The 13,217-nt window shown below is 68.8% G+C and carries 12 protein-coding genes; 1 reads left to right on the top strand and 11 read right to left on the bottom strand.

The window, feature by feature from the left end; all coding sequences use genetic code 11:
* Nucleotides 1-229: 229 nt before the first annotated feature.
* The 5 genes from ACIHAO_RS21090 to ACIHAO_RS21070 form a co-directional block, all read right to left on the bottom strand.
* A complete protein-coding gene (locus ACIHAO_RS21090; protein ID WP_396560233.1) occupies nucleotides 230-760 on the bottom strand; it encodes a hypothetical protein in 531 nt (176 codons plus the stop codon).
* A 5-nt stretch (nucleotides 761-765) separates the two neighbouring features.
* Nucleotides 766-1,440 carry a class F sortase gene (locus tag ACIHAO_RS21085; protein ID WP_396560231.1) on the bottom strand — a complete coding sequence of 225 codons (675 nt, stop codon included), beginning with the start codon at nucleotides 1,438-1,440 and terminating at the stop codon, nucleotides 766-768.
* 380 nt (nucleotides 1,441-1,820) lie between these two features.
* The gene (locus ACIHAO_RS21080; RefSeq protein WP_396560229.1) at nucleotides 1,821-2,393 is read right to left on the bottom strand and encodes a hypothetical protein; all 573 of its coding nucleotides are present in this window, start codon (nucleotides 2,391-2,393) and stop codon (nucleotides 1,821-1,823) included.
* 140 nt (nucleotides 2,394-2,533) lie between these two features.
* Nucleotides 2,534-2,995 carry a hypothetical protein gene (locus ACIHAO_RS21075; protein ID WP_396560227.1) on the bottom strand — a complete coding sequence of 154 codons (462 nt, stop codon included), beginning with the start codon at nucleotides 2,993-2,995 and terminating at the stop codon, nucleotides 2,534-2,536.
* Nucleotides 2,996-3,075: 80 nt separating this feature from the next.
* Entirely contained in the window at nucleotides 3,076-4,479 is a 1,404-nt protein-coding gene (locus ACIHAO_RS21070; protein ID WP_396560225.1) for an NAD(P)H-quinone dehydrogenase, read from the bottom strand.
* Between the two features lie 127 nt (nucleotides 4,480-4,606).
* Here ACIHAO_RS21070 and ACIHAO_RS21065 point away from each other — a divergent pair, with 127 nt between their 5' ends.
* Nucleotides 4,607-5,059, top strand: coding sequence for a gamma-glutamylcyclotransferase (locus tag ACIHAO_RS21065; protein WP_396560223.1), 453 nt, complete (start codon nucleotides 4,607-4,609; stop codon nucleotides 5,057-5,059).
* A 63-nt stretch (nucleotides 5,060-5,122) separates the two neighbouring features.
* Here the strand turns inward: ACIHAO_RS21065 and ACIHAO_RS21060 are convergent, their stop codons facing one another.
* The 6 genes from ACIHAO_RS21060 to ACIHAO_RS21035 form a co-directional block, all read right to left on the bottom strand.
* Nucleotides 5,123-6,016, bottom strand: coding sequence for a DUF559 domain-containing protein (locus ACIHAO_RS21060; protein WP_396560221.1), 894 nt, complete (start codon nucleotides 6,014-6,016; stop codon nucleotides 5,123-5,125).
* A 178-nt stretch (nucleotides 6,017-6,194) separates the two neighbouring features.
* Nucleotides 6,195-7,493 (bottom strand): amidohydrolase, encoded by a 1,299-nt coding sequence (locus ACIHAO_RS21055; protein ID WP_396560219.1) that lies wholly within the window; start codon nucleotides 7,491-7,493, stop codon nucleotides 6,195-6,197.
* A 238-nt stretch (nucleotides 7,494-7,731) separates the two neighbouring features.
* Entirely contained in the window at nucleotides 7,732-8,031 is a 300-nt protein-coding gene (locus tag ACIHAO_RS21050; protein WP_396560217.1) for a hypothetical protein, read from the bottom strand.
* 57 nt (nucleotides 8,032-8,088) lie between these two features.
* Complete coding sequence (gene meaB / locus ACIHAO_RS21045; protein ID WP_396560215.1) at nucleotides 8,089-9,087, bottom strand: methylmalonyl Co-A mutase-associated GTPase MeaB; 999 nt, start codon at nucleotides 9,085-9,087, stop codon at nucleotides 8,089-8,091.
* Nucleotides 9,088-9,090: 3 nt separating this feature from the next.
* Nucleotides 9,091-11,259: a methylmalonyl-CoA mutase gene (gene scpA / locus ACIHAO_RS21040; protein WP_396560213.1), complete on the bottom strand. Its 2,169-nt coding sequence runs from the start codon at nucleotides 11,257-11,259 to the stop codon at nucleotides 9,091-9,093.
* The gene (locus ACIHAO_RS21035; protein WP_396560211.1) at nucleotides 11,259-13,121 is read right to left on the bottom strand and encodes a methylmalonyl-CoA mutase family protein; all 1,863 of its coding nucleotides are present in this window, start codon (nucleotides 13,119-13,121) and stop codon (nucleotides 11,259-11,261) included. Before ACIHAO_RS21035 ends, scpA begins: the two co-directional genes overlap by 1 nt.
* Nucleotides 13,122-13,217: the final 96 nt, after the last annotated feature.

Raw genomic sequence — 13,217 nt, 5'->3', positions numbered from 1 at the left:
CCCACCCCCCCCCACCCCCCCCCCGCCGCGGGGCCCCCGGCGGGGCCCGGGGCGGGGGGGGTGGTGGCGGCCCCCCCCCCCCCCCCCCCCCCCCCCCCCCACGACACTTGACCGCCGATGTCACGTGATCCGGCGGACGAAGTCCCGCCACGAGGCGTCCGCCCAATCACGCGTGTCGTCCGTTGAATCACGCGTGTCGTCCCTCCCAACACGGGTGTCGTCCGTTCAATCACGCGAAACCGCCACCGGTCTGCGGCGCCCCCACCGGAATCTTCGAAACCTGCCGCCGTCCGGCCGCGGGCACCGCTTTCGGCGGCGTCGACTTCGTCGGTTCGGCCGACGGAGACGGGGGCAGCGTCGGGGTCGGGGTCTTGACCGGAGCGACTTCGAGGTTGATCGTCACCGTCGTCGTCTTGCAGGTCGCCTTGACCGCGTAGAAGCCCGGCTTCGCCTTGTCGCTGATATGCGCGACGGTGCCGAGGATCACCGGATCCTCCGAGGTCACCTCGAAGGTCCCGATCCGGTCCAGCACCATCGACTTCACCTCGCCGAAGTCGTCCTTCGCGCAGCCGACCGAGACCAGGACGTCCTCTCCCGCCGTCGACTTCGACGGGGAGATGGCGACGAACGGGTACTGCATGGGCGGCGGGGTGAAGGTCGTGGTCGGCGGGACGTCGTCCTGCGCGTACGCGACGGCAGGTGCGGCCAAGGCCACGCCGCACGCCACCACCACCACCACCACCAAGGCGGACCTGATCATGGAACTCACCTCGCGATCAACCGGGCGAAAACGATGATGTTGTCGAGATAGTTGTGCGACGCCTTGTCGAAGACCCCGCCGCAGGTGATGAGCCGCAGCTCCGGCTCGGTGGTGTCGCCGTAGACCGCGTCGGTGGGGAACTTGTCCTTCGCCACCCGCTCGACCTTCGTGACCGCGAACTCGGCCGTCTTGCCGTCCTTCCGGGCGATCGAGACCTTGTCGCCGGGCGCCAGCTCCTTCAGCCGGAAGAAGATGCCCTTCTGCTTGTTCCCGTCCACGTGCCCGAGGATCACCGAAGGTCCGACCTCCCCCGGGGTCGGCCCGTGCACGTACCAGCCCGCCTGCATCGGCTGGGTGATCGGCGGGACCTCGATGGTGTTGTCCGCGTTGAGTCCCAGCGGGACCAGGCTGGACTTCGCCTCGATCTTCGGCACGTCGATCGAGAGCGGATCGACCTTGGGCAGCCCCTCGGCGGCGGCCTCGCCCGCAGGCTCCGGCCCGGTCTCCGGCGCTGCACTCGGCGGCGTCGAGGTCCCGCCCTGCGCTGTGACCTGCGGCGGAGCGGCCTGTCCGGTCTCCCCCGGCCCGGACAGAACGATCGTCAGCGTCGCCAGGACGGCCAGCAAGACGGCAGCGAGCACCAACGGCGCCCGTCGTCCTCGCCACCACGTCGACTTCATGTTCACCCCTCACGGAACCGGCGCGGGAGCGACGGAACCGGTCCCGGCCCCCAGACCAGGACCGGCTCGTCGTTAACCCCCACGACTGCCAGACGCCGGGCGCGGCCGGACGGTTGCCCGCCAAGGTCACGAAATCATCGCGATGGCCGGTGCCCGACAGGATGCCGCCACCCCGACAACGGGCACGACGAGGCGGCACCCAGCTTGAGAAGCAGGAAGCCGTCAGCGAACATGCATGCGTTTCTTGGGCTTACCTCTGAAAAGTGGATGAAAGTCGGAAAGGCCAGTCGGGCCCCAGCGCGATGCTGCGGCATCGCGCCGCTGAGCGCAGGTCTTCGACCGGCTGGTCGAATTCGCGACTGGGACGGCGCCGGGGACAGTCAGGTCTCCACGCCTCTCACCAAGCCTGCCATCTCGATCTGCAAGTTCTTGAGCCGTTCGTAGGATTCGATCACGTCCGCCTCGAACTCCACCGGCCAGTTCACCTTGGAGTGCCATGAATATGGCACTTCGTCCTTCTTCCACCGCAGATGCGTCACGCGCCAGGCGTTGTGGTGCTCGATGAATGCCATGAAGGAGTCCGGCATCTGGTCGCCCGCAATGAGGTGTGCATTAGATGACAAGAGACTCTGGATCGCCTCGTTACGCGGCATAAACTCATGGTCCACCCAGAACAGCCAGCTTGCCTTCTCCTCGCCGCTGAGCGGCTTGCCATCCAAGAACACGCCGTCGCGCCCGAGCGTGTCACAGAAGTCCTGCCACGCTGATCGCCCCTCTTTCACCAAGAACAGAAGCGGTCCATAGAGCTGTTCCAGTTGCCGTTCTACGTGTGTGAGCCGCGCCTCGGCCCGTCTCCGCCTTAGCTCCGTCCGGTTTGCCAGCGCGCTGTTGACGATCCATCCGGCAGCGGTGGCCGTCGCAGCGATCAACGCTGCCAGGAGGGTCGGATTCATGACTCTGATTCTGAGGTGCACTGGACTTGTGGTCCACCATCCTCTGTCCGCCTGGCTGCAAAGGGCAGGATGGGGTTGCGGAGCAGGTCGAAGTTCTCGCGGCGTTCGACCTGGCAGGGTTTCAGTCTCGAAGGACAGAGTCAGGACGCCATGCTGCCGTCGCCCGCGTGGGCGGCACCGGCGGGCACCGCGCCCACCTGCCGGGCAGGAACGGAAAACGTTGCCGTATAAGACTTTCCGTTGCAGTTGACAGTCAGCGGGTAGCTGCCGGGGGCGGTGCCCTCCTTGAGGGTGACCTCGGCACTGATGTTCGCCGGGACCCCGATGAGCGGGCCGTAGTCGTACTTTCCGATGCTCAGCACCGGCGAAGCGAACGTCGTCGACTTCGGCGCCTTCAGGCCGTCGCCGGGGCATTGGGCCAGCGCCACGTTGGAGTCGCCGTGCACGTACTTGTTGACGAGCCCTAGCTCGTAGGCCGTGTCGTCGTTGAGCTGCACCTTGACACCGGGATCCGCCTCGGGTTGCTGAGCGAAACCGGCCGACGAACCCGCCAGCACCGCCGCGCCGATCGCCACCATCCCGGCGAGAACCCTGCGAACCACGAAAAACCCCTAGCTGTCAACGAAACACCGACACGCGCTAGACGCGGACATCCCCGCGAGGGTTGCTTCGGCGGCGGAGATCAGTCCAAGTCGTCGTGGCGCATGAGCTGGCGGCCCGCCTCGGTGATCGACCCCGACAGCGACGGGTACACCGAAAATGTCAGTGCCAGATGTTCCACTGTGAGCTGGTTCTGGACGGCGAGCGCGATGGGAAGGATGAGCTCGCTCGCGTTCGGCGCCACGACCACCCCACCGACGACCACGCCGGTGGCGGGGCGGCAGAACAGCTTCACGAAACCGCGTCGCAGGCCTTCCATCTTCGCGCGGGCGTTCGTCGCGAGCGGGAGCATGATGGTGCGGGCGGGCACCTCACCCGAGTCGATCGCCTGCTGGCTGATGCCGACGGTCGCGATCTCGGGGTGGGTGAACACGTTCGCGGCGACGGTCTTGAGCTTGATCGGCGCGACACCCTCGCCGAGCGCGTGCCACATCGCGATGCGGCCCTGCATGCTGGCCACGGAAGCGAGCATGAGCACCCCGGTGCAGTCGCCGGCGGCGTAGATCCCGGGCGCGCTGGTGCGGGAAACGCGGTCGACGCCGATGAAGCCGCCGGGGCCGGGCTCGATGCCGACCTTCTCCAGGCCGATGTCGGTGGTGTTGGGCACCGAACCGACGGTCATCAGCGCGTGGCTGGCTTCGATCACGCGGCCGTCGGAGAGGTGGATCTCGACGCCCTTTTCGGTGCGCTCGACCTTGTCGGCGCGGGCCTGCTTGACGACCGTGGTGCCGCGCTGCGAGAAGACCTCTTCGAGCACGGCGGCGGCGTCGGCGTCCTCGTGCGGGAGCACGCGGTCGCGGCTGGACACGACGGTGACCTTGACACCCATCTCGGTGTAGGCCGAGGCGAATTCGGCGCCGGTGACACCCGAACCGATGACGGCCAGGTGCTCGGGCAGCTCGCGCAGGTCGTAGAGCTGACGCCAGTCGAGGATGCGCTCACCGTCCGGCACCGCGCCGGGCAGCACCCGCGGGGTGGCGCCGGTCGAGATGAGGACGACGTCGGCGTCGAGCACCTGCGTCGAGCCGTCGAGGGCGGTGACGGCGACCTTGTGCGTGGCGAGCCCGGCCTCGTCGTCGTCGAAGCGCGCCTGGCCGATGACGACGCGGACGCCCTCGCGCTGGACGCGGGCGCGGATGTCGGCGGACTGCGCGAGCGCGAGGCCCTTCACCCGGCCGTGGACGGTCGGCAGGTCGACGCTGGTGTCGGCCATGTCGGTGTTGATGCCCAGCTCACGGAGGTCGTGCATGTTCGCGAGGGCGCCGGAGGAGGCGATGAAGGTCTTCGACGGGACGCAGTCGTAGAGCACGCACGCGCCGCCGAGACCGTCACGTTCGACGATGGTGACGTCGGCTCCGTGCTGGGCCGCGACCAGTGCCGCTTCGTAACCGGCGGGGCCTCCGCCCATGATCACGATCTTGGTCACTGGTCTCCTCCTCGCTGCGGTGTCTGTGACTGCGTTTACCGTACGCGGGCGACCGCTGGGCGGATTGAGTGGCCGGACACGGCATGTGCGTCCAGCCGGGTGACCGCCGGGTCGCTAGGCTGTGGCCGTGCCGTTGTATGCCGCGTATGGATCCAATATGGAGCCCGCCCAGATGCTGGAGCGCGCTCCCCACTCGCCCATGGCCGGCACTGGCTGGCTGGAGGGCTGGAGACTGACCTTCGGCGGCGAGGACATCGGCTGGGAAGGCGCGCTGGCGACCATCGTCGAAGACCCGGGCTCCCGGGTCTTCGTGGTGCTCTACGACGTCACGCCGCTGGACGAGGACGGCCTCGACCGCTGGGAAGGCGGCGAGCTGGGCATCCACAACAAGATCCGGCTGCGCGTGCAGACCATGGAAGGGTCCGTCCTGGCCTGGTTGTACGTCTTGGACGGCTACGAGGGCGGCCTCCCTTCGGCGCGCTACCTCGGCGTGCTGGCCGACGCCGCCGAAGCCGCGGGCGCCCCCGCCGACTACGTCGACGCGCTCCGCACCCGCCCCTGCCAGGGCATCAGCGGCTGACCACGCGAGTCGTCCCTCTGATCACGAGTGTCGTCCGTCTGATCACACGTGTCGTCCCCTTGATCACGCGACGGCGCGCCTTTCGAACGCCCTGGACAGCTCGGCCAAGAACCGTTGAGGATCACGCAGGTCCGCCGCCGACACCCGGATCGTGATCCACCCCCGTCCGGCCATCCGTGCGTCTCGCTCGGAGTCGTAATCGCGGCGCTCCTCGTGAGAAACGAAGCCGTCGTACTCCAGGGCGATCCGCCGCGATGGCCACGCCATATCGAGTATGTAAAGCGTCCGCCCCTCGATCGTGGTGATCTCGTACTGCGCCTCCGGTATCGGAAACCCTGCATCGACGACGATCAATCGGACGATGCTTTCCGGTGGGGATTCCGCCTTGCCGGTCGCCAGGTCGAGCAGCATGATCGCCCTGTGGATACCTCGCCGGTCGCGGCGATCCACGACCCTGTCCCGAACGTTCGCACGCAGGGTGCGTACATGGTCTGGCACAAGGCCGTGCATCGCCTCGTCCAGTGCGGCGAACGCGGTTCGCTTGTTCCCCGTGCAGAGGAAATCAGCCAGCGCCAAATCCAAGGAAAACGTGGCGAGCCCGTCGAGCTCGACGACATCCGACGGCTGGAAATCGGCCTGGTGGACGGTCAACCCCGGCTTCGACTTGATCCGCCGCGAGTGAGGCACCGTCACGTGGATCCTCGGGTCGTCCACGGCCGAAATCCCATGCAGCGCAAGGGCTGTAGCTCCGGACAGCGCCGCAGGCTGCTCCACCACGAGCAGCGCGGCCTGGGCCCGAGTCGTCAGTTTGAGCGAATCCGCGGCATGAACGACCACTCCCCGCCACGGCTGAGCGAGGACACCGGTGGCCAATCCTTCAAGGACCAGCCGACGCCCTAGAACCTTGTCGGCCTCACTACGCGAGACCGCCCCATGCCGTCCTCCCCAATCGATCATGCCTTCGAGGATCGCTGGTTTTCCAGCGTCCGAAAAGGCCGATCATCCACACCTGTGGATAACTTCAGGCCTGTGGATAACCCTGTGGACAGGTGTTCGACACCGGATGTGGCGAACACCTGTGACCAGGTGGACGACACGCGTGATCAGACGGACGACACGCGTGATTCAGTGGACGTCAGGCCAGGGTGGCCAGGGCGGTGTGGACGAGGGTGCGGACACCGCACAGGAGTGAACGCTCGTCGAGGACGAAGGTCGGGCGGTGGATGTCGGCCATCGGGCCTTCACCGGACCACACGCCGAGGCGCGCGAAGGCGCCCTGGACGTGCTCCAGGTACCACCCGAAGTCCTCGCCACCGGACGACTGCTCGGTTCCGGCCACGGCGGCCTCGCCCAGCGCGGCCTCGACACCGGCACGCATCAGCAGGTGCGACTCCGGGTCGGAGACGACCGGCGGGACGCCGCGGCGGTAGTCGAGGGAGAACCCGACGCCGGTCGGCGCGAGCAGCGACTCCACCGAAGACGCGACGAGCGGCTCCAGCATCGTCCAGACCTCGTGGTCCGCCGTCCGGAGCGTGCCGCGCAGCACCCCGTCCTGCGGGACCGCGTTGGCGGCCTGCCCGGCGTGCACCGCGCCCCAGACCAGCACGGTCCCGGATCGCGGGTCGACGCGCCGCGAGAGCACCGCGGGCAGCGACGTGATCACCGTGCCCAGCGCGTGCACCAGGTCCGCGGTCAGATGCGGCCGCGAGGTGTGCCCGCCCGGCGACGTGAGCCGCAGCTCGATGAGGTCGGCGGCGGAGGTCAGCGCGCCTTCGCGCAGACCGACCTTGCCGACCTCGAGCCGTGGGTCGCAGTGCAGCCCGTAGATCCGCTCGACGCCTTCCATCGCGCCGGCGGCGATCATGTCCAGCGCGCCGCCGGGCATGACCTCCTCGGCGGGCTGGAAGATCAGCCGCACGCGCCCCGGCAGCTCCGGCGCGCCCGCCAGCGCCCGCGCCGCGCCCAGCAGGATCGCGGTGTGCGCGTCGTGCCCGCACATATGCGCGGCGCCTTCGGTGTTGGAGGCGTACGGGAGGCCGGTGGCCTCGGTCAGCGGCAAGGCGTCCATGTCGGCGCGCAGTGCGACGCAGCGGTCTCCGCTGCCGATGTCGCAGACCACGCCGGTGCCCGTGGGGAGCACCCATGGCTTGAGCCCGACCGCGCGGAGCAGGGACATGACCATTTCGGTCGTGGCGAACTCGTGGCGGGAGAGTTCCGGGTGCGCGTGGATGTGCCGACGCCACGCGAGGACGTCGGTGGCGTTCGCGCGAAGCCAGTCGTCAAGCCAGAAAGGGCCGCGTCCGGCACCCAGATCATGCACAGGTGCCATGCTGACGCCGGCCTCGGAGATCAGCGCGGTGGGCGCCTCTATAGGGGCAACGACGCGACCCTCGGGGTCGCCTGGAATGTCCGGACGTGAATCGAGCACCGTCACGCCGCACCTCCTCCCGCAACACAGGAACCTTCGTCTACCACCGTACGAGTGGTCGCTGAAGGCACGCTGGGTGCCGTTCGATCTGTGATACGCATTTGCGATAGATCGTGCACCATGCAGATGACAAGCCGCTCGTCGAGTGATCGAGCCGGAGATGGCCGGTAGTGGATCTGCGTTGAACGGCTACGGGAATTCGGCCCGGGCTAAGCGGAGAGTCCTTCTACTTACCGGTCGCGGTTCAGGACTTCTTCTTCTTGGAACGGGCGCGGCGGCCGAGGATCACCAGGCCGAGCAAGACGGCCGCGGCGACGCCCGCGATGATCTTGTTCTTGGTCTCCTGGCTGTTGGCCTTGTCGGTCTCGGCGGGGTCGAGCACCGGCCCGGGGGGCGCCTGCCGCGGCAGCTCGTGCACCGCCGCCGCCTGCGCGATCACCGGCGCGGGCGCCTGGATCTCCACGGCCTGCGCGGCAGGCGCGCAGACGACCAGCCCGGCGGCGACGAGTCCGGCAAGCTGCCCGAGACGAGACCTTTTCGGCATGACTCCCTTTCGACGGCGTGGCGCGAATCCGATTCTGCACTCTGCCGGGTTCCCGCGTCAGCCGCCACGCGGAGGACCGGAGAACGCCTCCAGAATCCGTTGCGCGGCCAGCGTCGGGGTCAGTTCACCGTCCCGGACCGCCCGTTCGACGTCCGGGACGACCGCTCGCACGTCCGGATGCGCGGCGAGCCTGCCGAGCAGCTGTTCGCGGACCATCGACCAGGTCCACTCCACCTGCTGCCGCCGTCGCCGGGCGTCGAGTTCCCCCGACGCGGTCAAAACGTCACGGTGACGGCCGATTTCGGCCCACACCTCGTCCAGTCCGACGTCGGTGAGCGCGCTGCAGGTCAGCACCGGCGGGGTCCACTCGGCGTCCCGCCCGTAGATCATCCGCAACGCGCCGGCGAGTTCGCGGGCCGCGCGTTTCGCGTCGCGTTCGTGGTCGCCGTCGGCCTTGTTGACCGCGATGACGTCGGCCAGTTCGAGGACGCCCTTCTTGATGCCCTGCAGCTGGTCGCCGGTGCGGGCGAGGGTCAGGAACAGGAAGTGGTCGACCATGTTCGCCACGGTCACCTCGGACTGCCCGACGCCGACGGTCTCGACCAGCACGATGTCGTATCCGGCCGCTTCCATCAGCACGATCGTTTCGCGGGTCGCCCGCGCGACACCGCCTAGCGTGCCCGAAGTCGGCGAAGGGCGAATGAACGCATTCGGGTCCACCGCGAGCCGCGCCATCCGGGTCTTGTCGCCCAGGATCGAGCCGCCGGTCCGCGTCGACGACGGGTCGACGGCCAGCACGGCGACCTGGTGCCCGGCCTCCGTCAGATCCGTGCCGAGCTGGTCGATGAAGGTCGATTTGCCGACACCGGGGACGCCGGTGATGCCGACGCGCCGAGCGCCGCCCGCGTGCGGGAGCAGCTCGACCAGCAGTTCCTGCGCCTGCGCACGGTGATCCTCGCGGTTCGACTCGACGAGCGTGATCGCCCGCGACAGCAGGCCGCGGTCACCCGCGAGGACACCCTTGGCCAGCGCCCCGACGTCGATCTTGCGCGGCAAGTTTCACGACTCCTGGGCGGTCAGCTGTCCGATGAGGTCGATCGCCGCTTCGGCGATGACCGTGCCGGGCCCGAAGATCGCCGCCGCACCAGCCGCGCGCAGCTCCTCGTAGTCCTGCGGCGGGATGACGCCGCCGACCACGACGATGATGTCCTCGCGGCCCTGTTCGGCGAGTTCGGCGCGCAGCGCGGGCACCAGCGAAAGGTGCCCGGCCGCCAGCGACGAAACGCCGATGACGTGCACGTCCGCCTCGATCGCCTGCCGCGCGACCTCGCCGGGGGTGGAGAACAGCGGGCCGACGTCGACGTCGAAACCGATGTCGGCGAAGCCGGTCGCGATCACCTTCTGGCCGCGGTCGTGGCCGTCCTGGCCCATCTTCGCGACCAGGATCCGGGGACGGCGGCCTTCTTCCTCGGCGAACTTCTCGACCAGCTCGCGCGCTTGCTCGACGTTCTCGGCCTTGCCGACCTCCTCGCGGTACACACCGGAGATGGTACGAATCTGACCGGAGTGACGCCCCCAGATCCGCTCCAGCGAGTCGGAGATCTCGCCGACCGTGGCCTTCGCCCTGGCGGCGTCGATGGCGAGCGCGAGCAGGTTGCCGTCGGCCTGGGCGCCGGCGGTGAGGCGCCGAAGCGCATCCTGCGTGGCGTCCTCGTCCCGCTCTTCGCGCAGCCGCCGCAGTTTCTCCAGCTGCTGCGCGCGCACACCGGCGTTGTCGACCTTGAGCACGTCGATCTGTTCGTCGTCGGTGACCTGGTACTTGTTGACGCCGATCACCGGCTGACGGCCGGAGTCGATGCGCGCCTGGGTCCGCGCGGCGGCCTCCTCGATGCGCAGCTTGGGGATACCGGCGTCGATCGCCTTCGCCATCCCGCCCGCCTGCTCGACCTCGGCGATGTGGGCCCATGCCTTGCGCGCGAGGTCGTAGGTCAGCTTCTCGACGAACGCGCTGCCGCCCCACGGGTCGATGACGCGCGTGGTGCCGGATTCCTGTTGCAGCAGCAGCTGCGTGTTCCGCGCGATGCGGGCGGAGAAGTCGGTCGGCAGCGCGAGCGCCTCGTCGAGGGCGTTGGTGTGCAACGACTGCGTGTGCCCCTGGGTCGCGGCCATCGCCTCGACACAGGTGCGGACGACGTTGTTGTAGACGTCCTGGGCGGTCAAGGACCAGCCGGAGGTCTGCGAGTGGGTCCGCAGCGAAAGCGACTTCGCGCTCTTGGGTTCGAAGCCCTTCACGAGTTTCGCCCACAGGAGGCGCGCCGCGCGGAGCTTCGCGACCTCCATGAAGAAGTTCATCCCGATCGCCCAGAAGAAGGACAGGCGCGGGGCGAACTTGTCGACGTCCAGCCCGGCCTCGACGCCGGAGCGCAGGTACTCGACGCCGTCCGCGAGCGTGTACGCCAGCTCCAGGTCGGCGGTCGCCCCGGCCTCCTGCATGTGGTAGCCGGAGATGGAGATCGAGTTGTACTTCGGCATGTTCCGCGAGGTGAACGAGAAGATGTCCGAAATGATCCGCATCGACGGCTGCGGCGGGTAGATGTAGGTGTTGCGGACCATGAACTCCTTGAGGATGTCGTTCTGGATGGTCCCGGCCAGTTTGTCCGGCGTGACACCCTGTTCCTCGGCCGCGACCACGTACAGCGCGAGCACCGGCAGGACGGCGCCGTTCATGGTCATCGAGACGCTCATCTTGTCGAGCGGGATGCCGTCGAAGAGCTGGCGCATGTCGTAGATCGAGTCGATCGCGACGCCCGCCATGCCGACGTCACCGGCGACGCGTGGGTGATCGGAGTCGTAACCGCGGTGCGTCGCGAGGTCGAAGGCGACCGAGAGACCCTTCTGCCCGGCAGCGAGGTTCCGGCGGTAGAAGGCGTTCGACTCCTCGGCGGTGGAGAAACCCGCGTACTGGCGGATGGTCCATGGCTGATTGACGTACATCGTCGGGTACGGGCCGCGCAGATACGGCGCGATGCCGGGATAGGTGCCGAGGAAGTCCACTCCGGACAGATCGTCGGCGGTGTAGACCGGCTTGACGCCGATGCCTTCCGGCGTCTCCCACGCGAGCGCGTCGGGCCCCTTGCCGGTGGCGGCGTGCAACGCTTCGGTCCATTGAGGACGGTCGGCCGGTTCGGGGGCGCCGAGGTCGATGCCTGCGAAGTTCGGGATGGTCATCACTGCACTCCGAGCTCGTTCAACGTGCCGGTCAGGATTTCCAGGGCGTCGCAGCCCGTGAAGAGGTAGCCCGAGACGTCCGGGTGGTCGCCGGGTTTCCCGGCGAGAAGCACCGACGTGGCGCCCGCTTCCTTCAGGGCCTTCGCGACGTTGTCGGCTTCCTCCGCGTAGGAAGTGTTGCTTCCGCAGAGACAGGCGATCTTCGTTCCGCTGGCCCGGAATTCCGCGATGATGTCCTGGGGGGCGCCGGGGTTCACGGCCTCGATCCCGCCCGCTTGGAACAGGTTCGCCGCGAAACTCGCCCGCGCGGTGTGCGCCGCCACCGGGCCGAGCGTGGCGAGGAAGACGCGAGGACGGCTCGGATGCGCGTCCGCCCGGTCCCGCAGGGCCTCGAACGCCTCGGCGTACCGGTGCCGGGGCAGACCGCCGTCCGGCAGGTCTTCGACGGCATCGCGGACGACGGTTTTCTCCGTCAGGTTGGGGAATTCGCTGACACCGGTGATCGGATCGCGACGGGTCGCGAGCCGCTTCGACCGCTTCTCCCAGGTTTCCGCGAGCCGTGCGGCCAGCGCACCGGAGGCCAGTTCGGCCTCGATACCGCCCGCCGCCTCGATGGCGGTGAACTCCCGCCACGCGGCCTTGGCCAGCTCTTCGGTGAGGTTCTCGACGTACCAGGAGCCGCCGGCCGGATCGATGACGCCCGCCAGTTTGGACTCCTCCAGCAGCACGGCGTGCGTGTTGCGCGCGATCCGCGCGGAGAACGCGTCCGGCTGGCCGATCGCGGCGTCGAACGGGAGCACGGTGATCGCGTCCGCACCGCCGACCCCGGCGCCGAAACAGGCGAGCGTGGTGCGCAGCATGTTCACCCACGGGTCGCGCTGGGTCAGCATCGCGGGCGAGGTGACCGCGTGCTGCCGCATCCCCGCGCTCTCGCCTCCGGAGACCTCCGTGACGCGGGCCCACAGGCGCCGCGCGGCGCGGAACTTGGCGATCGTGAGGAACTGGTCGGCCGTGGCGGCGAGCCGGAATTCGAGCTGCCCGGCCGCGGTGTCGACGTCCAGCCCCGCTTCGGTCAGCGCCCGCAGGTACGCGACGCCGGCGGCGATGGTCGCGCCGAGCTCCTGCGCGTCGGAGCCGCCCGCCTCGTGGAACGGCAGGCCGTCGGCGACGATCGTCCGAACCTTCGGGTGACTGACGGCCACCCGCGCCGCCAAAGCCGCGGCGGGAGCGAGCGGCCGCGGCGAACCGGTGCGCGCGGCCGACCCGATCGGGTCGGCGCCGAGGGTCGCGGTGACCGCGCTCGCCGGGATCTCACGTTCGGCGAAGAGGGCGAACAACTCGTTCGCGGCGGCTTCGTACTCTTCGCCCGCGTCGAGGGTGACGGGCGCGAGGTCGACGTAGACCTCGTTCAGCGCATCACCCAGATCGGCGACGGGGACGCCGGTCGCGCCGGCGCGCAGCCAGATCGAGCTGACACCGCCTTCGAGATCGGCGAGGATCGCGGCGTTCGTGGCCTTCGCGTCACGGCGCGCGTACCGGGCACGGATGTCCCAGCCGGTCGTCACCGTTCCCTCGGGCCGCGCACTTCGCACGAACGGCGGAAGGCCGGGGAAACCCGTTCCGTCGACGGCGTCCTCGGCGGTGTAGAGCGGCTGGATCTCGAGGCCGTCATACGTCCGGGTGACGAGCTTGCTTTCGGGCAGGCCGTCGAAGGACTCGTCGATGGCGCCGCTCTTGCGCAGCACGCCGGCGACGAGTTCCCGCCACTGGTCCCGGCTCGCCTCCGGGAACTCCGCAGCGAGCTTCAGCTCCTCGGGCGAGTCAGGGGTCGGCACTGACTCCGTCTCGGCCACATCCGTCATAACCAACGATGCTAACGGCCCTCAACTGGACCTACCTGTGACGCTAGTCGCGCCTGAGGGCCGGCCCGTTCACTCCGACAGGGCACGGCGCATAGG

The sequence above is a fragment of the Amycolatopsis sp. NPDC052450 genome (genome assembly GCF_044547565.1).
Lineage (GTDB): Bacteria > Actinomycetota > Actinomycetes > Mycobacteriales > Pseudonocardiaceae > Amycolatopsis.
The sequence above is the reverse complement of the archived record's forward strand: the minus strand, read 5'-3'. Positions and strand labels throughout refer to the sequence as shown.

Excerpts from the sequence above, each read along its gene's own strand:
- ACIHAO_RS21090 (WP_396560233.1), bottom strand. The coding sequence starts at position 760 with ATGATCAGGTCCGCCTTGGTGGTGGTGGTGGTGGTGGCGTGCGGCGTG.
- ACIHAO_RS21085 (WP_396560231.1), bottom strand. The coding sequence starts at position 1,440 with ATGAAGTCGACGTGGTGGCGAGGACGACGGGCGCCGTTGGTGCTCGCT.
- ACIHAO_RS21080 (WP_396560229.1), bottom strand. The coding sequence starts at position 2,393 with ATGAATCCGACCCTCCTGGCAGCGTTGATCGCTGCGACGGCCACCGCT.
- ACIHAO_RS21060 (WP_396560221.1), bottom strand. The coding sequence starts at position 6,016 with ATGATCGATTGGGGAGGACGGCATGGGGCGGTCTCGCGTAGTGAGGCC.
- ACIHAO_RS21050 (WP_396560217.1), bottom strand. The coding sequence starts at position 8,031 with ATGCCGAAAAGGTCTCGTCTCGGGCAGCTTGCCGGACTCGTCGCCGCC.
- scpA (WP_396560213.1), bottom strand. The coding sequence starts at position 11,259 with ATGACCATCCCGAACTTCGCAGGCATCGACCTCGGCGCCCCCGAACCG.
- ACIHAO_RS21035 (WP_396560211.1), bottom strand. The coding sequence starts at position 13,121 with ATGACGGATGTGGCCGAGACGGAGTCAGTGCCGACCCCTGACTCGCCC.